This window comes from Anaerosolibacter carboniphilus, assembly GCF_014205875.1.
GTDB classification, from domain to species: Bacteria; Bacillota; Clostridia; order Peptostreptococcales; family Thermotaleaceae; genus Anaerosolibacter; species Anaerosolibacter carboniphilus.
This window is the reverse complement of record NZ_JACHEN010000049.1, coordinates 1-23,518: the sequence shown is the minus strand read 5'-3', so window position 1 is coordinate 23,518 and position 23,518 is coordinate 1. Positions and strand designations below refer to the sequence as shown.

The 23,518-nt window shown below is 38.6% G+C and carries 23 protein-coding genes and 1 riboswitch; of the genes, 2 read left to right on the top strand and 21 right to left on the bottom strand.

Annotated features, from left to right (window positions below; translation table 11 throughout):
• Positions 1 to 121: 121 nt before the first annotated feature.
• From HNQ80_RS24310 to HNQ80_RS24230, 17 genes are all read right to left on the bottom strand, one after another.
• Entirely contained in the window at positions 122 to 1,063 is a 942-nt protein-coding gene (locus tag HNQ80_RS24310) for a transketolase family protein (RefSeq protein WP_184313627.1), read from the bottom strand.
• On the bottom strand, positions 1,063 to 1,890 hold the full coding sequence (locus tag HNQ80_RS24305; RefSeq protein WP_184313625.1) for a transketolase: 828 nt from the start codon (positions 1,888 to 1,890) through the stop codon (positions 1,063 to 1,065). Before HNQ80_RS24305 ends, HNQ80_RS24310 begins: the two co-directional genes overlap by 1 nt.
• 19 nt (positions 1,891 to 1,909) lie before the next feature.
• The gene (locus HNQ80_RS24300) at positions 1,910 to 2,770 is read right to left on the bottom strand and encodes a YitT family protein (protein ID WP_184313623.1); all 861 of its coding nucleotides are present in this window, start codon (positions 2,768 to 2,770) and stop codon (positions 1,910 to 1,912) included.
• A 172-nt stretch (positions 2,771 to 2,942) separates the two neighbouring features.
• Complete coding sequence (locus HNQ80_RS24295; RefSeq protein WP_184313621.1) at positions 2,943 to 3,668, bottom strand: WecB/TagA/CpsF family glycosyltransferase; 726 nt, start codon at positions 3,666 to 3,668, stop codon at positions 2,943 to 2,945.
• Positions 3,665 to 4,774, bottom strand: a complete 1,110-nt coding sequence (gene csaB, locus HNQ80_RS24290; protein WP_184313619.1) for a polysaccharide pyruvyl transferase CsaB — start codon at positions 4,772 to 4,774, stop codon at positions 3,665 to 3,667. The genes HNQ80_RS24295 and csaB overlap by 4 nt, the downstream gene beginning before the upstream one ends.
• Positions 4,767 to 6,926 carry a DUF5693 family protein gene (locus tag HNQ80_RS24285; protein WP_184313617.1) on the bottom strand — a complete coding sequence of 720 codons (2,160 nt, stop codon included), beginning with the start codon at positions 6,924 to 6,926 and terminating at the stop codon, positions 4,767 to 4,769. The genes csaB and HNQ80_RS24285 overlap by 8 nt, the downstream gene beginning before the upstream one ends.
• A gap of 22 nt (positions 6,927 to 6,948) precedes the next feature.
• Positions 6,949 to 8,526 carry a murein biosynthesis integral membrane protein MurJ gene (gene murJ, locus HNQ80_RS24280; protein WP_184313614.1) on the bottom strand — a complete coding sequence of 526 codons (1,578 nt, stop codon included), beginning with the start codon at positions 8,524 to 8,526 and terminating at the stop codon, positions 6,949 to 6,951.
• A 242-nt stretch (positions 8,527 to 8,768) separates the two neighbouring features.
• The gene (locus HNQ80_RS24275; protein ID WP_184313612.1) at positions 8,769 to 9,266 is read right to left on the bottom strand and encodes a hypothetical protein; all 498 of its coding nucleotides are present in this window, start codon (positions 9,264 to 9,266) and stop codon (positions 8,769 to 8,771) included.
• Between the two features lie 491 nt (positions 9,267 to 9,757).
• Positions 9,758 to 10,108 (bottom strand): type II toxin-antitoxin system PemK/MazF family toxin, encoded by a 351-nt coding sequence (locus HNQ80_RS24270; RefSeq protein ID WP_184313610.1) that lies wholly within the window; start codon positions 10,106 to 10,108, stop codon positions 9,758 to 9,760.
• A 1-nt stretch (position 10,109) separates the two neighbouring features.
• Entirely contained in the window at positions 10,110 to 10,385 is a 276-nt protein-coding gene (locus tag HNQ80_RS24265) for a CopG family ribbon-helix-helix protein (RefSeq protein WP_184313608.1), read from the bottom strand.
• A 190-nt stretch (positions 10,386 to 10,575) separates the two neighbouring features.
• Entirely contained in the window at positions 10,576 to 11,760 is a 1,185-nt protein-coding gene (gene alr / locus HNQ80_RS24260) for an alanine racemase (RefSeq protein WP_184313606.1), read from the bottom strand.
• A gap of 69 nt (positions 11,761 to 11,829) precedes the next feature.
• Entirely contained in the window at positions 11,830 to 12,465 is a 636-nt protein-coding gene (locus HNQ80_RS24255) for a LolA family protein (RefSeq protein ID WP_184313604.1), read from the bottom strand.
• Positions 12,466 to 12,514: 49 nt separating this feature from the next.
• Positions 12,515 to 12,961 (bottom strand): CBS domain-containing protein, encoded by a 447-nt coding sequence (locus tag HNQ80_RS24250; RefSeq protein ID WP_184313602.1) that lies wholly within the window; start codon positions 12,959 to 12,961, stop codon positions 12,515 to 12,517.
• Positions 12,962 to 12,972: 11 nt separating this feature from the next.
• The gene (locus HNQ80_RS24245) at positions 12,973 to 14,526 is read right to left on the bottom strand and encodes an NAD(P)H-hydrate dehydratase (RefSeq protein ID WP_184313600.1); all 1,554 of its coding nucleotides are present in this window, start codon (positions 14,524 to 14,526) and stop codon (positions 12,973 to 12,975) included.
• A gap of 22 nt (positions 14,527 to 14,548) precedes the next feature.
• Positions 14,549 to 14,926, bottom strand: a complete 378-nt coding sequence (gene acpS, locus HNQ80_RS24240; RefSeq protein ID WP_184313598.1) for a holo-ACP synthase — start codon at positions 14,924 to 14,926, stop codon at positions 14,549 to 14,551.
• 306 nt (positions 14,927 to 15,232) lie between these two features.
• Positions 15,233 to 15,829: a hypothetical protein gene (locus HNQ80_RS24235; RefSeq protein ID WP_184313596.1), complete on the bottom strand. Its 597-nt coding sequence runs from the start codon at positions 15,827 to 15,829 to the stop codon at positions 15,233 to 15,235.
• A 145-nt stretch (positions 15,830 to 15,974) separates the two neighbouring features.
• Positions 15,975 to 16,604, bottom strand: coding sequence for a CBS domain-containing protein (locus HNQ80_RS24230; protein ID WP_184313594.1), 630 nt, complete (start codon positions 16,602 to 16,604; stop codon positions 15,975 to 15,977).
• A gap of 288 nt (positions 16,605 to 16,892) precedes the next feature.
• Here HNQ80_RS24230 and HNQ80_RS24225 point away from each other — a divergent pair, with 288 nt between their 5' ends.
• Positions 16,893 to 18,473 (top strand): HD domain-containing phosphohydrolase, encoded by a 1,581-nt coding sequence (locus tag HNQ80_RS24225; protein ID WP_184313592.1) that lies wholly within the window; start codon positions 16,893 to 16,895, stop codon positions 18,471 to 18,473.
• A 65-nt stretch (positions 18,474 to 18,538) separates the two neighbouring features.
• Here HNQ80_RS24225 and HNQ80_RS24220 read toward each other — a convergent pair whose 3' ends face one another.
• The 3 genes from HNQ80_RS24220 to HNQ80_RS24210 all read right to left on the bottom strand — a co-directional run bounded on the left by HNQ80_RS24220 (position 18,539) and on the right by HNQ80_RS24210 (position 21,764).
• On the bottom strand, positions 18,539 to 19,471 hold the full coding sequence (locus HNQ80_RS24220) for a magnesium transporter CorA family protein (protein ID WP_184313590.1): 933 nt from the start codon (positions 19,469 to 19,471) through the stop codon (positions 18,539 to 18,541).
• 313 nt (positions 19,472 to 19,784) lie between these two features.
• Positions 19,785 to 19,947: riboswitch (M-box (ykoK) riboswitch) on the bottom strand.
• Positions 19,948 to 20,018: 71 nt separating this feature from the next.
• The gene (locus HNQ80_RS24215) at positions 20,019 to 20,828 is read right to left on the bottom strand and encodes a histidinol-phosphatase HisJ family protein (protein ID WP_184313588.1); all 810 of its coding nucleotides are present in this window, start codon (positions 20,826 to 20,828) and stop codon (positions 20,019 to 20,021) included.
• A gap of 33 nt (positions 20,829 to 20,861) precedes the next feature.
• On the bottom strand, positions 20,862 to 21,764 hold the full coding sequence (locus HNQ80_RS24210; protein WP_184313586.1) for a phosphatidylserine decarboxylase: 903 nt from the start codon (positions 21,762 to 21,764) through the stop codon (positions 20,862 to 20,864).
• 260 nt (positions 21,765 to 22,024) lie between these two features.
• Here HNQ80_RS24210 and HNQ80_RS24205 point away from each other — a divergent pair, with 260 nt between their 5' ends.
• On the top strand, positions 22,025 to 23,170 hold the full coding sequence (locus HNQ80_RS24205; RefSeq protein ID WP_184313584.1) for an aldo/keto reductase: 1,146 nt from the start codon (positions 22,025 to 22,027) through the stop codon (positions 23,168 to 23,170).
• 63 nt (positions 23,171 to 23,233) lie between these two features.
• Here the strand turns inward: HNQ80_RS24205 and HNQ80_RS24200 are convergent.
• The coding region (locus HNQ80_RS24200) for a hypothetical protein (protein ID WP_184313582.1) at positions 23,234 to 23,518 on the bottom strand (285 nt) is incomplete at its 5' end.

Below are 23,518 nucleotides of genomic sequence, written 5' to 3'. Positions count from 1 at the left end.
CCTCACTTTATATATTCTACATTAACTTCGTAATCCCTTTTTGACACATAAAAAATATCCACCCTTTCGGGTGGACTTTGTCAACAGTCTCAAGAGCATCAACCGATGCTCTTCTTTTTATCTATTTCAGCTTTAAAACTTCCTTTACAACTTCCACAATGTGTCCCGCTGTTAATCCATATTTCTTCATCAAATCATTAGGCTTTCCAGATTCACCAAAGGTATCTCGAGTACCTACTCTCTTCATCGGTACTGGAGCGTTCTCTACCAGTACCTCAGCCACAGCAGACCCTAATCCTCCTATGATATTATGTTCTTCTGCCGTAACAATGGCACCTGTTTCTCTTGCAGCTTTGATAATGATCTCTTGATCAATGGGCTTAATGGTATGCATGTCAATGACTCTCGCATGAATGCCTTCTTGAGCTAAAATATCTCTTGCTTCAAGAGCCTCTGCCACCATGATACCTGTTCCAATAATGGTCACATCGGTCCCATTCCCATGCTGAATCCCTTTTCCAATCTCGAACTTAAAGGTATTTTCATCATAGATCACAGGGACACCAGCTCTTCCAAACCTCATATATACTGGTCCATAATGCTCTGCTCCAGCAAAAACAGCTTGTTCTGCTGAAACTGCGTCAGCTGGATTGATTACCACCATGTTCGGGATTGCTCTCATGCACGCCAAATCCTCTAAGGCTTGATGGGACGCTCCATCCTCCCCAACAGTGATTCCTGCATGGGTAGCGCAGATTTTTACATTCATCTTAGGATAGCAGATGGAATTTCTGATAATTTCAAAAGCTCTTCCTGTAGCAAACATTGCAAAGGTGCTTGCAAAAGGAATTTTGCCTGCTGCAGCAAAGCCTGCGGCCGTACCCATTAGATTTTGTTCTGCAATTCCCATATTGAAGAACCGTTCTGGGAATACCTTTTGGAAATCCGCAGTCTTTGTAGATTTAGATAAATCTGCGTCCAATACAACAACCTTTTCATTTAATTTTCCTAGTTTGGCCAAGGCCTTTCCATAGGCTTCTCTCGTTGCGATTTTCTCTGCCATTATCTTGCACCTCCTAGTTCTTCAAGGGCTTTTTCTGCTTCATCTTTCTTCGGTGCATTTCCGTGCCAGCCTACCTGATTCTCCATAAAGGAAACACCTTTTCCTTTGATGGTCTTTGCAATAATCATGGTTGGTTTCCCTTTTGTTTCTTCTGCTTCATCTAACGCCTTTACAATTTCTCCATAGTTATGACCATCAATCACGATAACATGCCAACGGAAGCTCTGCCACTTGTCGGCAATAGGATTGATACACATTACATCTTCAGTGCAACCATCAATCTGCAAGCCATTAAAATCCATAATAGCTGTAAGATTATCCAATTTATAATGTGCAGCAGCCATAGCGGCTTCCCAAACAATACCTTCCTGTACTTCTCCATCTCCTAATAGCACATAGACACGGTTATCTTTTTTGTCTAGCTTAGACGCCAGTGCCATTCCTATACTGGTGGAAAATCCCTGCCCCAAAGAGCCTGTGGACATTTCTATACCAGGTGTTCCTTTCATATCTGGATGGCCTTGAAGCATGGCATCCACATGTCTTAGTTTCAGAAGTTCTTCCTTTGGGAAGAATCCTTTCTCTGCCAAGGTCCCATAAAGCACTGGGGCCCCATGGCCCTTAGAAAGCACAAATCGATCCCGATCCTCCCATTTAGGATTCTGTGGATCCACCTTCATCTTATGGAAATATAAAGTCGCCAAAATATCAGCTGCCGATAAGGACCCGCCCGGATGACCAGATCCTGCTGCGTGTACAGAACGAATAATATCTTTACGTATTTCCGTGGCAACTTGTTTCAATTTTTCATAATCTACCTTTGCCAAATAAATCCCTCCTAATTTATTATTTCAAAAATCCTTCTCCTAGGACTTCATGGACAGTGGTTACCATTACAAAAGCATTCTCATCAATAGAATGAACAATATTCTTTAGCTTTGTCATTTGATTCCTATCGACCACACAAAGCAATACCTCTTTATCACTACCTGTATACATCCCCTGAGCTTTTAGTACTGTGACACCCCTATTCAAATTTTTCAAGATTTCACTGCCAATTTCATGGGGGCGATTGGAAATGATATAGAATGCCTTAGCATAGTTCAAATCCTCTACGATAAAATCGGCGATCTTTACAGAAATGTAAAGGGCAATGATAGAATATAGTGAGGTCTCTATTCTTTTATTTACGATGCCCGCTGCTGCAACGATTACTAAGTCAAAGCCCATCATAAGCTTTGGGATACTGATACTCGGTATGTACTTATTCAGTATGGCACCAGCTAAATCAGTCCCACCTGTGGTACCACCCGCCTTAAATACCAATCCTATGCCTATACCAACCAATAAACCACCATATAAGGACGCAAGAAGTAAATCCTTCACAGCAATATAATCTGGCCCCATTATATTTATAAACGCTCTGATAAATACCGACAAGATAAAGGTTCCGAAGGCTGTCTTTAGTCCAAAGTATCTCCCTAATGTGGCCAATCCTAATATAAACAAAGGTATGTTAATTGCTAGATTGGTTATATCAATAGGAATTCCAGAAACTCTCTGAATGACGATAGCTAAGCCAGTTACACCTCCAGGTGCTATGGTATTTGGTTCTAAAAAAAATACCAAGGCAAAAGCCATAATCACGGTTCCCACTGTGATCAATAGATAATCAACTAGTACGGAAGATTTAAAGCGCTCCCTCATGATTTCACCTCAATTATTATATCATAGTTGTGCATGATATCAATTTTCTTTTTATATATACCCAAAATGAATTATTTATCCTCTCCACTCACAAATTAAACAGAATATCTACAAACTAGCATATCCTTATTCTTATAAAAGCATGCTTTATCAAAAAAAATACTGCTGAGCTTTATTTTTTGCTCAACAGTACCTTGATCATAAATTTTGGCAACGCCATCATTCGCTTGTATCTCCATGGTTCCTTCATCAATCGATAGAACCATTCCAATCCTAGTTTTTGATAAATTTCTGGAGCTCTTTTCACCGTTCCTGCCCAGATATCTACACTGCCACCAACGCCCATTGCCACCTTTACCTTTAAAGCATTACGGTATTGATGCATCCATTTCTCTTGTTTAGGCGCCCCTAAGGCCACAAACAAAATGTCTGCTCTACTGTTATTGATCTCTTCTAAAATATCTGGCACATCCTCTGGATTGAAATAACCGTCTCTAACCCCTGCGATCTTAATATTGGAAAACTTCTTCACAATGTTTTCGCCAGCCTTCGCTGCAACCCCTGGTTTGCCTCCTAATAGAAAGATCTGTTTCTGATGCTGGTGACAATACTCCAATATTTTTAACATTAGGTCTACACCTGTCACTCGCTCCGTTAATCCTGTTCCCTGGATCTTAGAAGCATAAATCAAACCTATCCCATCGGGTACTACCAAATCTGCATCCTCGATTACGTTCAATAAAGAAGGGTCGTTTTGGGCTTCCATAACGATTTCTGTATTGGGCGTAACGATGATGCGACAATCACTCCCATCGATGAAGCCTTGGAAGCTATCATAGGCACCATGAAGGGTTACCTGATCTACAGGAACACCCATAATCCTTACTTGCTTCCTCATCTTATCACCTCACCCACCAAAAGATCATGGACCAGTTTTTCATTTAAAGACAGTTTTTCCTTTAGGCTCACCACACACTTTTTAAGAATCTCTTTTTCTTCATGTCGATTGGCCCATTTTGCTTCTATTTCAATCAGTAAATCTTCAAAGGTAAGCTCTTCCACATTACACAAACATTTCTGTTCTAAAGACGCCATAAAGCTATCGTTTTTGGGATCATAGGATATACCAATCATAGGAACATTCATAATAGCTGCAAAAATGAGGGAGTGCAGTCTCACCCCTACCAATAAATCCAAATTTCCTGTAATTCCCAACATCTCTCGAACATCATATTTATGTTTCACAAAAACTGCCTGCTGCTTCATTTCTTTTTCTATTTCTTCCATAAAACGAATATCTTCCCCATAATGAAAGGGTATAAAGACCACTTGAACATCTAGCTCTTCAATTAACCGATCAGCGGTTTTGGCAAGCACCGCCTTTAACTTGTCGTTCTTTTTCCAGCCCCGTATGGCAAATCCAATAAGAGATCTGCCATTGTCAGCTTCTAATCCTTCCTGGATCAGCTTTTCTCTACCCAATTCCAAGGGAACCTTGTCCAATCCAATGACAGGGTCAGCTGTAACAAAAATTGGGGGAATGTCTACACCCATTTTCAATAACTCATCCATGGACTTTTCATCTCTTACAGTGATACAATCCACTTTGTTCAGCACATATTTTACCAGCATTCTATTATAGCCTCTATTGACAGGACCAATACCTTGACTGTAAATCATGACCTTCTTTTTTAGCAAAAGCCCCATCATAATCACTCCGAGATAATAGCTAACGCTCTTACCACTGGTTACATCTTGAAGAAGGCTTCCACCTCCGCTAATTAAAAGATCACAGTTTTTGATCTCCTGGAGGATTTGCATAATTTTTTTACGATTGATCGCCTTCACACCATGCTTTTTCTCTGTACTCTGGGGGTTCACGGATAGCACTGTGATCTCAGCCTTTGGAATAGATTGCTTAAGGTTGCTCACGATAGATGTTAGAATAGATTCATCTCCGATATTGTTAAACCCATAGTAACCAGAAATTACAATCTTAGCCATGAAGTTTTTCACCTCTCACAAGTCTTAATAATCTTATGCCAATTTCAAGGACAACTACATAGCCAACTCCCAAAAGAATACCAAACCCTAAAGCATAAATCGTTCGTATAACAGAAAGGTACATGGGTGTTCTCAAATGACTAAAGGTATTTACAATAGAGGTCTGTCCAATAATTCCCGCCAATCCAGCCAAAAACATAATCGTCCTATATCGGTGTCGTGCTGCATATACTGCAACGATGATTGCTGGGAAGGCGATCAAAAATTCCTTCGTTCTTGGTCGAGCCAATAGCTTAACTTCCAACAGATTTCTTGTAATCATCTCAAAGGTAGATGGTTGAATATTGGTTTCATGCCCTGTTCTAGCGATATAAATATAACCAGCCGCCAATACGATTGCTCCAGCTACGACATAGATGATCTTTATATCGTCAAAAAGTAAACGCTTGATATCTGCTATAGGCAGCTGGGATTTCATTTTCTCCCCAGGCTTCCTTTTATATCCAAAGTATATGATATAGATCAAACCGAATACGACGATCGGTAAAAGCTGGGCTACCTTCACCCCTCTAAAAATGTCCATTTCTAGTAAGTACTCAATATCCGAAAGGGTACTGCCAACAAAAAGAGCACCCATAAATGATATGGCCGATGTCAAGATGAGGTCCTTTATTCCTATCAATAAACCACGAAGTAAATCAGGATTTTTATCTTTATTGTCAAAATACTGTCTACATCGCTTAAAGAGATAAACCATACTTAGAGATGGAAATACGACGGCAGCTGTCAATGCCAATATTTTGTCAGCCCATGAAGGAAGTACATAGCACATTCCAGTAACGCCAATCATTCCAATGCTGAGTAAACCATATTTAAACTTATTATTCAAAACAATGAAGTTAGAAATTAGAAGTACTACACCAGCGGCAATTCCCCAACCTATGGTAATCTTTTTCCATATGTTTAACCGATTAGGCGTCATCACACTGGCCTGCCCTAAAGTCATACCATGCTCAGCAATTCTTGCTTTTAGACTATCAAAGGTCTTTTCATACTCTTTGATGTCGGTAATATACACACGATCATCCTTCATAAAAGGTCTAAAATAGATCAAGCGGATATTTCGCTCCGTAATTGCTCGATAAAGGGTATTTTCAATTTCTTCTGCTCCCTCATAATTGTAAAATTTAAATCTTTTTTGTATATACGGAGGCACAGAAAAGATTCTCACGCTATTATAATCAAGGCTTCTAGCCAACTCTTCCAAACCATCCTGCTTTATATGTTCTCTTTGAACTGTGCTTTCTATAAGTCCAAGCTTCACATCATTCTTCTTCATGTAAGATTCTGTCATTCCAACAGCCCCAGGATATCCAAGAACCTGCTTTCCACCGAAAATCATATACTTTGGATTTAGACCAAGCCTCTCATAGTCTGCCAACACAGCCTTCACGTAATCTTTTCCTGACCAGCTTTGGTAATTATACGGTCTTGGAAGTACTTCCAAACCACTTGCCTTGACAATATTTACTTTTTCAGGATCCAACCCCAAGGAAAGGCGCATTAGCTGAGAACCGAATAGCAGCGTTTCCTCTTTATAAGGCTTACTCTCTTGGTCTATAAGGGTCCTTTTCTGAGTAAAAAGAGCATCTTTGATGTCTCCATCCAAAACAAAAACATAAGTATTATCCTCAGAAAATAGCTTGATCTTCTTAGGATCATATCGATCATCCAAAGCACTTTTTATGAACTGGTATAATCCTTGGTCGTTTGTTGTAACCACCATATCATAATCATCTACATCTGTACTATTTAGATAATCCACCACACTCTTTGGATATTTTTCTTGCCAGTTCAACGCTCCCAAAATATTTCCAACAATCTCAAGCCGGATGGGTTTCTTCTCTTCTAATAGGGTTTCAAAGCTTTCTTCATTTAAAGCCACCGATCGAATACCCATATCCTTGAACTGGCTAAACCACCACTTCATATCATGGTCAGATTGCTTTGCGAGCTTTTCAATCTCCAAATAGTCCACAGTTATATCTACAGTTTTGTTCTGTCCTTCAATGGAAATTCTTTCGAAGGCAGTCAATGAAGAGACAACCAAACCTATCATAAGAATAATAAGAATAATACCATTTTTTTTCATTTTGTCACACCCTTCATTCATCTTATATCAAGGATTTTCTTTTTATTTTGCTTATCACGGGATAAATAAAATTGTTAAATACATACTCCGCCTCTTCTATCTTCATTCGCAAGGTAACCACAGCATAGACCAAAATACCTACAAAACTTGGAATTCCCACTCTCATTATCTTATTACTTAAACTCACTCCTGTAAAGTATGTATCCATCAGCATACCCGTCAATATTACGCTAACTGCCATGAAAAGACATGCAAATACAACCTTTATCAAGCTCTTCAATAATCTTCTGCCTCCAAACGTTCCAACCTTTCCCTTAAAGGCTATCATCAGTCCAATGGCACCCAAAGTTGTGGCGCTGGTAGTAGCAAATGCGATTCCTGCCACATCATAGAATCTCGACAATACTACATTTAAGAGAAAATTGAGACCCATCATCAAAACTGAAAATTTTACGGGTATCTTAATATCTTGGAGGGCGTAGAAGGCTTTGTTAATTACATCCTGTATCGCATATCCTATCATCCCAAAAGCATAAAGGGCCAAAGCTATCCCCGTTGTAACAGCAGCTTCTCGATCAAAGACTCCCCTTTCAAAGATTAAGCGGATGAGTGGCTTGCTTAACAAACCTATACCGATGGTCATCGGAAGAAGTACAAAAATCAACAGTTTTATAATTGAAGTAACAAACAATCCATACTGCCTTTTTTCCATTTTCACTGCTTTCTCTGCAAACTTGGGAAACATGACAGCACTAATGCCATAAACCATAATGCTAGCGATGGATAGATATAGCATACCTGCGTAATATAGGGCAGAAACCTTACCATGGTGGAGATTTGATGCTTGCATTTCATCCAATAGCATATTGATCTGATTTACTGAAGCTACAGCCGTAATGGGTACAATAATTTTAAAAAATCTCTTTATGAGTTCATCCTTAAAATTGAAGGATAGCTTATATCGAAATCCTGCCTTACGCAAAAATGGTATTTGAATCACAAACTGGAGTATCCAGCCGACCAAGGTCACATATGCCAATCCTTGTACCCCATACCGCTCTGCATAGAGAAGTAAAAATCCTATGGCGATTATATTTGCTGGCACACTGATAAATGAGGTAATGGTAAATATGCCAAGAGATTGAAGTAATGATACAAAAACATAGGTAATGCAGATGCATAATAGGGCAGGAAGCATTATTTTCGCCAAATTTATTGTCAATATCAATTTTTCTTCCTCAAATCCCTTTGCCAGAAAGCTCATAATTTTTTCTGCATAAAAGTAACTAATACTTATGAAGGTTAAGGCAAACAAGCAGATCATGTTCAATAGTTGATTTGAAAGTGCGAAGGCCTCCTCCTTGCCCTTTAAAGTAAGTCGCTCTACAATAATAGGTATGGCAGCAATCGTAATCGCTGTCCCAATACTGATAAAATTACTGATTGTGGTATAGAAGGCCATGATGTAAGCATCCGAAGCCATATTTGCCCCTATGCGGCTTCCTAGAAGGGCTTCTCGAAAAAAGCCAATAAATTTGGCTAGGAAGGTCAATACGACAACGATGAGAATTGTATTGGCAGTTTTTTTCCGTTCTTCCATTTTTGCCTCCAATGATTTTGGGATTTTACTTTTTGATGACTTTGCATTCTATGCGCCATTGGCCAATCACTGTGTTCTTGAATTCATCATACCTTATTTCTACTTCAATTCTTTACAAAGAATATAAGATACTATACTAATATCATTGAAAAAGTGTACTTCCCTATGCCATAAAAAAAGCACACTTCGTGTGCTTCCCAATTTACTCTATAAGCATTTTCTGGGTGCAGCTTTTTTAAAAATTACCTTATTTCATAACCACCTTTGACCATAATAAAGGTTTTATCCCAAGTAATTGCAAGGCCTCTCCCATCATCTCGAGGTATTAAAAGAAGATGGTTCAAGGGCACATTTTCTTCAGACTTCAGGTCTTTTCCTGCAGTTAAATCTGATAATCCCCCAGATTGACTTGCAATGGCTTTCGCTGTACCAGAACGTAGGATCATTTCTGTGCCAGCTTGTCCAATAACAATTTGTCCTTTATTTACTTCAATCACTTGAAATGCCGCTGGAGCTTGAGACCCACTAGATGGAGTACCACCCATCTCCGAAATTTTTTGATCTATGTAGTATTTTAGCTGTTCGTTTCTCTTCTCCACATAACTCTGGGTTACAATAGGATCTTCAGATGTACCAGGATTTAGATAACCGGCTTTTGTTACTTGCGTTGATACAGTAAATAAGATTGCTGCACCTAATAGCGCTACATAAATTTTGCTATTTCTAACTTTTTTCCACATAGATTGTCCTCCTTTGTCTATTTCCTGGGAAATAGGAAAGTTTTTATCATTCCTTAGATAAACATGACGAAACTCATCTATATTTTATCACAAATCCTTCTTAAAAGCTTTCTGAATCTGCGAAAGGTTTTATTAATTTTTTATTACATATCCCATAGATGTTTTTGTATTTCAAAGCAGATAAAGTTGTAGAAAATTGCGCCGCAAGGTTACGGTTGTAGGGGCGATTCACGAATCGCCCGTTGACCACAGATGACACCGTATAGGGTTGAGAACGAGATTAAGAACCCTACGGTCGGACAGGGTCGTCCGACCCTACACAAATACAAACATCATTGTTTTGGTAGGGACCGACGACTCTGTCGGTCCGCTGGATAGGAATAAAAACCATGGAACGGCGCCAATTCCTACGATCATGTCACAATATTTATTAAATATCTATCCCATACGCTAAAAACGTTCATTAAAAAAGGCGGTTGAATATCAACCACCTAGAATTCCACCAATCCTAAACTAATTAAAAGGGCTTCATTTACTTTATTCATCTTTTCTTCATCAAAATGACCAATTTTTTCCCTTAAGCGTCTTTTGTCAATGGTTCTTACTTGCTCTAACAACACAACAGAGTCCTTTGTCAGCCCATATTCAGAGGCGCTTATTTCAATATGTGTCGGCAATTTCGCTTTATTGATTTGGGAGGTTATTGCTGCTACAATCACAGTAGGGCTATACTTGTTTCCTACATCATTCTGAACGATCAGGACCGGTCGTACGCCACCTTGCTCGGATCCAATTACAGGACTTAGATCGGCATAAAAAATATCTCCTCTTTTTACAAGCACGCTACTCACACTCCGCCAACTTTGCTTCGTAGTTCTCTAGCGTACACATATCCATATCCAATCCGAACTCTGCCAAAGCCAAGTTAAGCGCGCCCATCTCTCGATAGCCTTTTTTCATCCTATCTCGAATCTCAATTTTTTGCCTTTCTCTTATATAAAGCTTCATTGCTTCCCGAATAAATTCGCTTCGATTGCGCTTTTCAATTTCTACTATATGATCAACCTCTTCTAACAGAGCATTAGGCAAACTAATGATAATTCTCTTGGACTCCGCCATGCAGGCACCTCCTAAGATACTTTAAAAAATATTTTTGATATCACAATTATAACCGTCCAGGTGCCATCTAAGCTTCTGTGGTTTCATAAAAAAGACATAGTATTCCATAATAGTATATATATAAATATATACTCAATTATATACTATTCACTATAAGTGTGTCAATATAACCACTTTTTTATACTCTTTTCTAAAAGATTTCACCGCGAACGTAATCTTTTATTTTTACAATTTCATTATTTTTTACATAAACCCTTGGAATTCTTTTGCCCATCATACATACAATTTCATAATTGATGGTTCCCAGCTTGCTGGCAATTTCATCAATAGCAATAAAATCATTGCCATGTCCACCAAAAAGAATAACTTCATCTCCACGTTTTACGTCTGCTATACCCGATACATCAATCATGCACTGATCCATACAGATTCGTCCTACTACGGGTACCCTATGCCCTTTTACGATTACCTCTGCCTTACCTGATAACATTCTTGTAAATCCGTCGGCATATCCAATGGGCAGTGTAGCAATTTTTTCATTCCCACGGGTTACGTATTTCAAACCATAACTGATACCTCGTCCTGCCTCTAATTCCTTTACATGGGAGATTTTCGCCTTCAAGGTCATAACCTGTTTTAGCTTGATCTCTTCTTTATCCACCTCATCAGATGGATATAATCCATACAACATAATTCCTGCCCGTACCATATCTAAGTTCATATCTGGAAGGTCAATAATTGCAGCACTGTTAGACACATGCTTAATAGGTATGGAAATACCTTGCTCTTCCAGCCTACCACAAAGATTCACGAATTTTTCATATTGCCCATTGGTAAAGGTCTTGTCCACTTCATCGGCAACAGCAAAATGGGTAAATATCCCCTCCAATATAATTTTCGGCATATGAGCAATTTTCTTTATGATTTCCACTGTGGCAATATCTGGCTGAAGACCTAAACGACTCATTCCCGTGTCAATTTTTATATGAATTTTTATCTCTCTATTGAGGGCATCTGCTTTTTTCGAAAATGCTTCCACCTGCTCTAGGTCATAAACCGTTTGGATAATGTCATGAAGGATCACATCCTCTGCACTTGTTTCAGGGGTATAGCCCAGCACTAGAATCGGTACGGTTTTATAAATCTTCCTTAATTCTAAGGCTTCGGACAAAGTGGCCACCGCCAAACGATCCGCACCATTTTGCAGCAACGTTTCAGCAATTTCCACAGCTCCATGGCCATACCCATCAGCCTTGATCACAGCAGTAACCAATGTGTCTTTTTTTACACTCCGTCTTACTTCCTTCATGTTATGGACCAGATTATCCAGATTGATTTCCGCCCATACAGGTCTTGTTTTGTCTAGTGTCAGCATAAATTGCCGCCCCCTTCTTCCTTGGTTTGTTGTTCACACATTTCATCGGTATATTTTTGCTAGATCTTCCTACTTCATCAAGCTTTCCTTGATTGTGAAGAGCTGATCTTCTAATTTGGGATTGTACTGAAAGTTAAGATATTTCACTTCAATCCTTAGCTGATCTTTCACATCGAAAACCTGAAGCAATGCGGGCTCCATCCTATCTACATTTATCCATAATCTCTGCATATGAAAATAAACATGGTTTCCTGGAATCTCCGTATCAATGACCAAATACGTTTCTTCTTCCTTTTTTTCCCGATGAATTTCTACATTTTCAGACTCAAGATAGTTCTGCAAAAAATAGCCTAAAAACATATTTTGTTCATCAGAATGCTGAAAGTTCTCCATGAACCATACCTGATTGATTTGAGGGTGAATGATGCTCGCTTTTTGCCCGTCATATATTGTTATTTTACCTTTCAAACTATCTGGTTTGACTACCTCCAGTTTAAACTTGTCGGGCTTACGAAACCATTGCTTTACGATATATGTTTCAGGATTAAGATTGCCTTTCACTGTAATTTCAGCCTCACAGCCATAACTATCAATCCTATTAATCATCTTTTGAACATCATAAAATAACTCTTGATCCGTCTTTGGCCCACAACCAAATAATATCACAACGATTACCATTATAAAAACTATTTTATGGTATTTCAATTTAAACCCCTCCACGTAAAGATTGCTATACTAATCTTTACGTTAGAAATTAAATTATATGCTTTAAAATATCTGAACGGGTAATGATTCCTAACAGCTTTCCCTCATGATCTGTAACTGGCACCCGATTCACTTTTTGATCGATGATGATATCCACCACACGGTTTAAATCCGCTTCCTCTGAAACAGTGATCACATTCTTTGTCATCACATCTTTCACCTTGTAAGCTGCCATTTTTTTCACTTGCTGTTCCAAATCCTTGGTGCTTTCCAGAAAAACAATTCCCTGAAGTATAGAAATAAAGCTTGGGATATGAAGATTCTTTTCTCGATAGATCAGATCTGTTTCTGATACAATTCCAATCACCTTTCCCGTTTCATCCAAAACAGGAACACCGCTAATTCTATGATCTAAAAGTATTTTCACCACCTCATCAACAGTCATATCCTGATGAACCGTAATCACATTCCTGTTCATTATATCCTTTGCTTTCATTCTCATTCCTCCTACTTTCCAACAATTTCTTTGATTGCATGGGGGAGCTCAACTACAATGTCTCCTGCCATCAATCCATATTCACCGATGCGAACCGCTGCCCGATCCCCGGCTGCGCCGTGCATGTAAACTGCTGCAAGTGCTGCCTCTAAGGGCTGAATTCCCTGGGCTAGAAACCCTGTGACAATACCTGTTAGCACATCTCCACTACCAGCGGTGGCCATACCTGGATTTCCTGTGGTATTAATAAAGACCTTTCCTTCTGGGGATGCGATCACCGTTCTGGCTCCTTTTAGGATAAGGATTACCTTCCATTTCTGAGCGAATTCCATAGCAATCTGAATCTTATTTCGCTGAATCTCCTCAATAGGAATATTGATTAATCTCGCCATTTCTCCTATATGAGGTGTTAATACGGCTGTAGACTTCAACAGTTTTAACATATCCAACCTATGGGCTAAAGAATTCAAAGCATCTGCATCCAACACAATTGGAATTGTAGCCTCCTCAAAAATATTTCGCAGCACCTCCTCCAGTTCTCTTGTCTGTCCGCTTCCAGGGCCAACTGCTATGACATCGCTTTCCTTCATGGTCTTAATAATTTTTTCGATATCACTAATGCCTACGACTCCCTTCTTCAATTCAGGCAGAGGTACAGTAATTGCCTCAATAAGCCTGGTCTCCATAATACTATTCAAGCTCTGGGGTATAGCTACCTTTAACAGTCCAGCTCCACTTCTGAAAACAGCTTCACAGGTTAACATAGCTGCACCCGTCATTCCCATAGATCCTGCTACAATATAAGCTTTACCATAATTCCCCTTATGGGTATCATTTTTTCTTCTAGGCAATATATTTCTTATCATCGTTTCCGTAATCAGGCTGATATTTAAATTGTTCCTCTCTATTGCTTCTTTGGGTATGCCTATATCCTTCACAATCATTTCATCAGAATAATCTGCTCCTGGGAAATTAATATTTCCGACCTTTGGAAGTTGTAATACCACGGTTTTGTTTGCTCTCACAGCAGTATCTAAGATGTTTCCCGTCGAAGCAGATACACCAGATGGAATATCAATGGATAAAATATACTTGCCACATTGATTGATCACACGAATCAGTTCTTTCCATAGCCCGTCCGCACCTCTATTCAAACCAGTTCCGCAGATGGCATCCACGACAATACCGCTATGGGCCAATTCATCTGAAAGTTTTTGTATGTCTTGGAAATCTAACATTGTTTTTATATCTGTCTTGAGTTTTTTCAAGATATCATAATTAGATTTAGCATCTCCATTCAGTCTTGCAATATCCCCAATAATCCTGACTTTAACAGGAATTCCTCGCTGAAAAAGGTGTCGTGCCGCCACAAAGCCGTCTCCACCATTATTCCCAAGGCCACAGATAATCATAACCCTTTTATTTTCCTGTCGTTGAATTTCTTTCATAATTTCCTCAGTTACAGCCATACCGGCCTGCTCCATTAGGATGATCCCTGGAATTTTATACTCTTCCATGGCCGTCTGGTCCAGCATTTTCATTTGAATACCATCCACAACCTTCATATGCTTTCCTTCTCCCCTTACCTTATTCTTTTCCTATGGCAATCGCCTGGGCTACAGCATAGTCCCTGCTGTGGGATATAGTAATTAGAATCTCATCGATTCCCCTCTCCCCGACGATGTCCCTTGCTTGATTATACAGTTGAATACTTGGCTTTCCTAAAGAATCTCTTTCAACCTCAATATCTCTCCATTTAAAACCGCGAATCCCTGTTCCGATGGCCTTCACCACAGCTTCCTTAGCTGCAAAATTTCCTGCAATACTGCTTTGACTGCCATTAGCCGACTTAAAATAGGCAATCTCTTTATCCGTAAAAATTCTTTCTAGGAATTTATTATTTCTATTAATGGCTTGAACAATTCTTTCAATCTCGATAATATCAATACCTATCCCCTTAATCATCCAGCCCCTCCTTATCTCCTTTAATATTTATTCCTATCACAGTCCTATATATACCCAAATCTAAATAAGATTATGAACCATCTAATTTGTCTATACTTCTATTTTTTCTTGTGAATTCCTTCCTATAAAATGCATACTTCGTATGCTTCGCCAGGGGAATCTAGTTCCCCTTCGACGGCTGCAAAGCAGCCTGAACAGCCCTCTGACTGCGGCATGGGAATTCTTCCCCTGCACCCCTGCTTTTTTTATAGCATAAGAAAGTACACTTTCTTATGCTATAAAAAAGCACGTAGTCTTGACTACGTACTATAAAAACATTCGATCTAGTTTGTCTGTTTCCTCATGACCTAAAGTATTATGTAAATAGGAGTACAAGGAATTGACGCGATTTTCCAAACTTATTTTCTCATCCCATTTTTCTGTCAACTGCTTTCTGAGCTCTAGTATCTCCTCCATCACCGTTTTTGAACGTTCACTGCCTTCCTTAATATCTTCATAAGCCAATGCAATGGTCTCCTTCAACAAATCAAAATTGAGCTTCTCGATCTCCTTCGGAAGGATTTCCTGTTGATATTGCAATTCATCCAATTGGTCATTGATTCTCAATATCTCATCTTTTGCAGATTCCAACTGAACCAATGCTTGATCATTGTTGCTTGTATTTGCTTCGTTTGATAACTCCAATATTTTATTCATCAATTGTTTCTTTTTTTTCCGAAAGCGTTGTATCTGATGCTCCCCTTGTTTTTCTTCATTTACCTTCTCCATAATCTCTTTTGAGATTTCCTCCATAGTTTTGGTCTGATGAATCCCAAAATTTTCTTTCCATTCTTGATCGAAAGGGAGAATTGGTATTTTATTTCTTCGAACGATTTTTTCTTCTAAGTCCATTTCCTTTGCCATGAAAAATCTTCCTTCCCATATCTTGCGCCCATTTATGAAAATATTATATCACTATAATCATCGTAAAAAAATGACCCTTTCATCTATAGGAAAAAAGTCCCATTTTTAAAGACCGCCCAGCATTGGACGGTCCAAATTTAAGGTGCTACTCTATTTCTACGATCTTGAATCCTTTTTTCTCTATGAACTCTTTTACTCTCTCAATATTGCTTGCTTCGAGCCGTACAATAATCTCCTTAATGTCCATTTTGGCATCAGGATCATTGATTGCTAAACTAATAATATTTCCCTCGGCATTTTTAATAGCCTTTGCTAACTTTGATATTCTTCCCTTAAAATCTGGCGTATGTATGGTTAGTCTCGTTCCCCTGCCGTTCCCTAGAAGTCGGGTAAAAGCGCTGAATATGGCCTTCTGCGTTACAATACCTAAAAATGCACTTTTGTCATCAACTACGGGAATAAATGGAATATTTTTATTTGAGAACAGTAAGGAAGCGTCTTCTACAATATCCTTGGCTTGTAAAATCGGGATATCTGTTTTTACATGATCAGAAAGGGTGCTATTCAAAAATTCATTTCTGGCGGCATCATCCTTTTCATAGTATTTCTGATAAATATCATAGACGGAAATACAACCTATAAACCGATTATCCTCTACAACCGGTAGGGAAAGATAACCTTCAGATTTAATCTTTTCCAAAGCCTCCTGTACCTTTTGACTGTTCTCTAGCACTAAAAGATTCTCTCGCTTCAACATAATGTTTCTAATAATCATCCAAAATACCCCTTTCTAGTTTATTTTTTCCATTTATTTTATTCTACGCTGTTCACTTCTGTGCTTTAATATCTTTTCAATACTATAGATACACCAAAATAGGATCTTTAAACCCTCTATTCATCACGATTTACAAATAAAAATACTTTCATGAATACGAATAATAGAGCGATAGAAGTTTTCAACCTATTGAAGCAAGCACAATAGGTTTTTGATGAAAATCATGGTATAATTAGTAATAGCTTCATTTACTTTTTTCGACAACAGATTAAATTCAGGAGACCCTTTATGCGATTAACTCATAAATACTTAATTTGTACGTTGCTCTGCATTCTCATATCTGCGATCCTCACTTTGATTGGGATTGTACTCCCTTTGCAGCGTACGGAAGCAGATACCCTGGACTACATTGTCAATAATCGTATCCGTACCATGGATGTTTTTTTTAAAAACACTACACGAAATCTAAGTGCCAAAGCAGTAGAATATGGATACTGGGACGATCTAATCGTTGGTTTGGAAGCTCACAACATCTCTTGGATTCAAGATAATATTACAGAATATCTTTTTCATTCGCCTTTTAATATTGATATGGTATATCTTACTTCAGATATCTACAACTATCACGAATTCTATGGTGATGAATCATTGCAAAATCAACTTAAAAACATGGATTTATTTCAGCAAACCCTGAAAACTGGTGAACCTGTTTCTAGTTTTATGTTGTTTGGTCAAGAGCTTTATATCGTTACTATATCTCCTGTCACAAATAATGATGGTTCTCTTGGAACCAAAGGCTTCCTCATTCTCGGTAGAAAGGTCGATGACGAAGTATTGGCTCCTTTAATGGATTACATAGGCAATGGGGCATCTATTCAATTCATCCCAAATGATATAACCTACGAGCACCATCATACCGTCAAGGACCATCGATATATTTCATATCTTTATCCCATTCGCGGTTTTAAAGATAGCATCATTGCCTTCTATGATGTAAACATAAACGTAGATTACTTTATAAGCCTAAAATATTTATTGTTTAGAAATATCTCTTTGATTAGCTTACTGTCTGTTGTGTTCTGTTCTTACGTCGTTTACCGTGTAATCAAAAAGCTCTCCTTTCAGTTTGAACAATCGGTAAATGCTATACAAAACATAGCCAATGGGAACTATTCTCAGCAAATGGAGGAACAGGGGGTATATGAGCTTCAAATTCTGGCTAAGAGCATCAACAAGCTGTCCTCCAACATTCATCACAAAACCTTTCAAATGCGGGAAAACTACCTTCGTACCATAGAAACCCTCAGCACAGCCCTGGAGGTCAAAGATCCCTATACCAGGGGGCACTCCCAAAGAGTTGCAAAGTACAGTGTTGCCATCGCTTCTGCCCTTTCTTTAAAAGACATTGATAGTATTGAAGCAGCCGCTCTTATGCATGACATCGGCAAGATTGGTATTCCTGAATATATTTTAAACAAAAATGGTAAACTAAGCCCTGAAGAATTACAAATCGTTCGGGAACACCCAGAGAAGGGTTATCGGATTTTAGATATTATCGAAGATTTTCAAGAAATCAAATATATGATTCGTTATCACCATGAATGGTATAACGGCAATGGGTATCCCCGAGGTTTATCCGCTGAGTCCATTCCTATGGGAGCTCGAATCATCGCCATTGCCGACGCCTTTGATGCCATGACAAGTCATAGATCTTATAGATCGGCTCTAGCTGTAGAGCAAGCCATTGCTGAAATTAACAATATGGCTGGTATTCAGTTTGATCCTGCCCTTGTAGACATTTTCAATCAAGTGGTCCACGACATGGTACAAGAGCTTCCCAGTTCTAACACTGCTGCATCGGATATTTAAGGCAAAGCCGTTACATATATATAAAAAAGATGATGAACCGGTTCATCATCTTTTTTATATATATGTTAGAACATTTTTTTCTTGGCCATAAAGTACGCAGAAATGAAGGCTAACAGAGCCGAAATACCTATGATAATAGAGAAAGCATAGGGATTTTTCGCCAACGGTACCATAACATTCATTCCAAAGAAACTTGCCACCATGGTGGGGATCGCCATTACAATCGTAATGGATGTCAAAATTTTCATCACAATATTTAGGTTGTTGGAAATCACAGAAGCGAATGCATCCATGGTTCCACTGAGGATATTACTATAGATATTGGCCATTTCAATAGCCTGCTTGTTTTCAATGATTACATCCTCCAATAGGTCCTCATCCTCAGGATATTTTTTAATGGCTTCTAGTCTTAGCATCTTTTCCATTACAATCTCATTGGATCTTAGTGATGTAGAAAAGTAAACTAAGCTTTTTTCTAATTCTAACAGTTGGATTAGTTCCTTGTTCTTCATAGACTTATGGAGCTCTCGTTCAATGCGATTGCTCATACGATCAATCTGCTTTAGATACTGAAGATAACAGGTAGCGTTTTTATAAAGGATTTGTAAAATAAATCGCGTTTTTTTAAAAGTAAAGAAGGATTTTACATGACCTATAATAAAATCTCTCAAAATACTCAGTTCCTTCGTACATACCGTAATGATATTATCACTATATAGAATAATTCCTAAAGGAATGGTTGAAAAAAGTTGAGAGTTCTCTGTTTTTTCCACGATGGGAACGTCCACTAAAATCAAAATACAGCCATTATCAATCTCAATTCTGGCTCGTTCCTCTTCGTCCAAGGCAGCCTTGATATAGCTTGGATCAAGCTTCAATCTATCGCTAACAGCTTCTACTTCGATTTCGGTGGGATTTACCAGATTGATCCATACCCCTTCTTCCATCTCTTCTAGGCTCTGTAATCTATCTTGAATCGTTTTATAAATTTGAATCATATCCTTCCTTCCCTTCTTTATGATTTGATTTTAAAGCATAGCAAAATCAACTCTTCATCATACGATTTTACAAATGCTTCACCAAATCAGTAACCTTCTATGAAGGGAAAGGACTTAACCATTCATTGGCTTATGGTTGATCTCATCGTAATATGAAGAGCTCTCTGCTATTTAGTTTTCTCCTCTTACTATTCGGTAACGGACTCGAATCCACTACCATCACCTACCTTTAAAGCAATTTTATTGCACAAACTTCATTCACCCTGCAATACTATTTCTTCACAGTAAAAATTCTCTACCCAACAGTAGAGAATTTCATTCTTCTATGTTGAGCTTTAGCACTATAGAGCTTTGACCCTTCGTCAGCTACGTTAAATATGACCTTCCCGATCATATCTGTTGACCCATTGGAATCTCTCGATTTTTCTGGGCAGCAGCATCTATCTCCATAGGAGCCTCACCTAACAAGTTATTCGATTATTTGATCCATAATTCATTATATGTGATTCTAAGTCTATATTCAACCTATCCCTGCAGATTATTTCTACTATAATTTTATAAATTGGGGTTTCCTTTTCTCAAATACAGTAATATACTTAAAACCTATCTCCTTAAGCAACGCATAAGTTTCTCTGATTCTAAAGCCAATATGCTCCAGCCTATGGGCATCAGAGCCCACTGTAATGATTTCTCCGCCCATCCTTCTATATAGTTCTAAAATCTCTTCTGTTGGGTTGGTACTTCCCAATCCATAGCGAAATCCGGATGTGTTCACCTCTATGCCTTTACCTTTCTCAATAATCTCCTTTAAAATGATTCGAATCATTTCTCTGTCTTGTTCTCCTAATTCCACATTTTCATAAGATTTTAGTGCATATCGTCTTACCAAATCCAAGTGTCCATAGACACTATAGCAATCCATTTCTTTGACGATTTTTAAAACTTCTGAGAAATATCTTTCATAGGCCTCTTCTTTCGTCTTTTCCTGAAACAATTTGCCATAATAAAGATCATGACCCTCTATGGTATGGCTCGAACCAATGACAAAATCAAAGGGATACTGACAAACCAATTGATTGATTCGCTCTTTTTCCTCCAATTGCAGTCCCATCTCAACTCCAATTTTAATCCTCATTCGATCCTTATATTTTTTCTGGATTGCCTGCATTTTTTCTATATAGCTATCCGCATCAAACAAATCATCCATTACCAGATCCCCTGGTCTCCACACATTGAGTTCTACATGATCCGTAAAGGCGATCTCCTGGATCCCCAATGAGATTCCCCGCTCTACTACCTCTTCCACTGGCATCCTGCAATCATTTGAAAATGAAGTATGTACATGATAATCAAACATGGTCATCATCCTTTCCTAGATATGAACACAGCCTTATTTCCCGCTGCCAACTCTCCCCAAGGATTCTCCCATATTTACCTTGGTCTCAAAACCGGCCTCCGTATTTCTGAGCAAATCCTCATCTACTTGAATTCTGCCTGGTTGTAAAAATAGAATAACCGTAGACCCTCCAAACTTAAAGTATCCTTTTTCCTGCCCCTTATAAACCCGCTTCTGAGGTATGTAGGTTTGTATAATAGAACCTACACAGGTTGCACCTACCTCAAGGATCGCAATTTCTCCAAAATGATCGGAATAAAAGGGCGTAATTTCCCTTTTGTTTTGTGTGTAAATCTCAGCTACTTTCTTTAAAGCTACTGGATTTACAGAGTAATACATTCCTTCTATTCGTTTGCTTGCATTTGGTATTCCACTATCCGGAAAATGAAAACGATGGTAGTCTGCTGGACACAATCGAATAACAATGCAAGTCCCTCCCTGATAAGACAATGCCATCTCCTCATCTCGAAAAAGTTCATTCAATCGATAGAAGATTCCCTTTACTTGCACCACTTGATGAATATCAATCTTATCATAGGCCAAAACCCTCCCATCAGCGGGGGAAGCCAAGCAGTCCATGTCTTTACAAACAAGTCGAGCTTCTTTCTTTAGTTTCCTATAAAAAAAATCATTAAAGTGTTCATATTCTTCTATACGTTCTCGCTCTGCCTCCTCCATTTCAATCCCTAGGGCAGAGATAAAACCCTCTATTTTTCTCTTGCTAAATGGCATATCCTGCATTTTTCCATAAATCGTAGAAAATATCTTTTTCTTTACGATAGTTTCCAGTAAACAGCTGCCTATGCTGGTGTCATAAATCCATCGCAGAAAACGATCACCTGCCACAATTTCTTTGCGTTTTTCACCAGTTTTTCGATCAATATAATAAATATCCATAGTATCCATCCTTTAAAGAGGTTTTTCATCGATTTGGTCCTATCCTATACTGCCTTTTCATTTTATCATATTGTTATTCCATGAAAAAGAATTCTTACTGTATTATTTCTCATTTCAGAACATAACATGAACTTCCTAGTTTTTACAAATAATCAGCTTGACCTTAATGACTTTCTTTTATTTATCCGCTATAATTAATTTGAGATTTATCGGTTTACGTGTGAACTCTTTGTGATGATTGAGAAAACGGAGGGATTGTAATGCAGTACAGAAAGTTTGGGAAATTAGATTTTGAAGTTCCAATGTTGGGATTTGGTTGTATGCGTCTACCGATCCTAGATGGCGACAGTGCTAAAATTGACGAGAAAAAAGCCATTGAAATGCTCCGCTATGGCATCGACCATGGCACTACCTATATTGATACAGCTTATCCGTATCACAAAGGAAATAGCGAACAGTTGGTAGGAAAAGCATTGAAGGATGGCTATCGTGAAAGGGTAAAACTGGCAACAAAGCTGCCTGTTTGGTTAGCCAACAGCTATGAAGATTTTGATAAATACCTCAATGAGCAATTGGCTAGACTGGATACAGATTGGATTGATTTTTATCTGCTCCATTCCCTGGATCAGGAATCCTGGGATAAAGTAAAAAATCTTGGTGTCTTAGATTTTCTTGACAAAGCCTTGGCCGATGGAAGAATTAAATATGCTGGTTTTTCTTTTCATGACGAATTTCCTGTATTCAAAGAAATTTTTGACGCATATGATTGGAGCTTTTGTCAAATTCAATTAAATTATATGGACGAAAACTATCAAGCTGGCTTAAAAGGACTCCAATATGCTGCTGAACGTAATGTGGCAGTGGTGGTCATGGAGCCTCTAAAGGGTGGAAAGTTAGCTATGAATCCACCTGAAAACATTCAAAAGATCTGGGATGCTGCAGATCAAAAGCGATCTTCTGTAGATTGGGCCCTGCGATGGCTTTGCAACTTCCCCCAGGTTTCTGTTATTCTCAGCGGTATGAGTACCATGGAACAGGTCATGGAAAATATCCGTATTGTTGAGGATGCAATGCCCCTTAGTTTGACTACTCAAGAATTGGATATGGTTCATAGGGTAGCAGAACAGTATAGAAGCCTGACAAAGGTGCAGTGTACCTCTTGTGAATATTGTATGCCTTGTCCTGCAGGTGTCGATATTCCTAGAAACTTTTCGCTATATAACGACACCTATATATATGGCAATGTTGATCTGCCTTCCCATACCTATAACAATTTTTTACCTGAAGGGAAAAGAGCATCTGCCTGTGTTTCATGTAATGTCTGTGAAACCCTATGCCCTCAGCATATACCCATCAGCCGTCACATGAAGGATGTTCATGCTCGATTGAGTACAAAGAATAAGTAATACACTATTGCATAGTATAGAAAAAACTAAGCCAATATTTCTTTGGCTTAGTTTTTTCCTTTATTAGGCTAATTCTTCCTCTTCTAAGAAAGCGACGAAGGTATTGGTTAGGTTATCGGTGTTGTGCTTTCTTTCAAACAGGATTCCATCTTCTACGATTTGCAGTCTTGCTTTGCCATCGGGCCAGTGGAATCCATGGCCATAGAGAACGGGGCTGTCGTTTACTGGCCAGTAAACTTGGTCTTTCTGCTGCTTATCTATTTTAAAGTAGTCATGGTTTTGTATGGATATTTCGTGTAAAATCTGGTCTGGATCTGTGTATTCCATATTTGTACTCAATGCATTGGC

Coding starts and splice junctions, on each gene's coding strand:
- HNQ80_RS24310 (WP_184313627.1), bottom strand. CDS start 1,063: ATGGCAGAGAAAATCGCAACGAGAGAAGCCTATGGAAAGGCCTTGGCC.
- HNQ80_RS24300 (WP_184313623.1), bottom strand. CDS start 2,770: ATGAGGGAGCGCTTTAAATCTTCCGTACTAGTTGATTATCTATTGATC.
- HNQ80_RS24295 (WP_184313621.1), bottom strand. CDS start 3,668: ATGAGGAAGCAAGTAAGGATTATGGGTGTTCCTGTAGATCAGGTAACC.
- csaB (WP_184313619.1), bottom strand. CDS start 4,774: ATGGCTAAGATTGTAATTTCTGGTTACTATGGGTTTAACAATATCGGA.
- HNQ80_RS24285 (WP_184313617.1), bottom strand. CDS start 6,926: ATGAAAAAAAATGGTATTATTCTTATTATTCTTATGATAGGTTTGGTT.
- murJ (WP_184313614.1), bottom strand. CDS start 8,526: ATGGAAGAACGGAAAAAAACTGCCAATACAATTCTCATCGTTGTCGTA.
- HNQ80_RS24275 (WP_184313612.1), bottom strand. CDS start 9,266: ATGTGGAAAAAAGTTAGAAATAGCAAAATTTATGTAGCGCTATTAGGT.
- HNQ80_RS24265 (WP_184313608.1), bottom strand. CDS start 10,385: ATGGCGGAGTCCAAGAGAATTATCATTAGTTTGCCTAATGCTCTGTTA.
- alr (WP_184313606.1), bottom strand. CDS start 11,760: ATGCTGACACTAGACAAAACAAGACCTGTATGGGCGGAAATCAATCTG.
- HNQ80_RS24250 (WP_184313602.1), bottom strand. CDS start 12,961: ATGAAAGCAAAGGATATAATGAACAGGAATGTGATTACGGTTCATCAG.
- HNQ80_RS24245 (WP_184313600.1), bottom strand. CDS start 14,526: ATGAAGGTTGTGGATGGTATTCAAATGAAAATGCTGGACCAGACGGCC.
- acpS (WP_184313598.1), bottom strand. CDS start 14,926: ATGATTAAGGGGATAGGTATTGATATTATCGAGATTGAAAGAATTGTT.
- HNQ80_RS24235 (WP_184313596.1), bottom strand. CDS start 15,829: ATGGCAAAGGAAATGGACTTAGAAGAAAAAATCGTTCGAAGAAATAAA.
- HNQ80_RS24230 (WP_184313594.1), bottom strand. CDS start 16,604: ATGATTATTAGAAACATTATGTTGAAGCGAGAGAATCTTTTAGTGCTA.
- HNQ80_RS24225 (WP_184313592.1), top strand. CDS start 16,893: ATGCGATTAACTCATAAATACTTAATTTGTACGTTGCTCTGCATTCTC.
- HNQ80_RS24220 (WP_184313590.1), bottom strand. CDS start 19,471: ATGATTCAAATTTATAAAACGATTCAAGATAGATTACAGAGCCTAGAA.
- HNQ80_RS24215 (WP_184313588.1), bottom strand. CDS start 20,828: ATGTTTGATTATCATGTACATACTTCATTTTCAAATGATTGCAGGATG.
- HNQ80_RS24210 (WP_184313586.1), bottom strand. CDS start 21,764: ATGGATATTTATTATATTGATCGAAAAACTGGTGAAAAACGCAAAGAA.
- HNQ80_RS24205 (WP_184313584.1), top strand. CDS start 22,025: ATGCAGTACAGAAAGTTTGGGAAATTAGATTTTGAAGTTCCAATGTTG.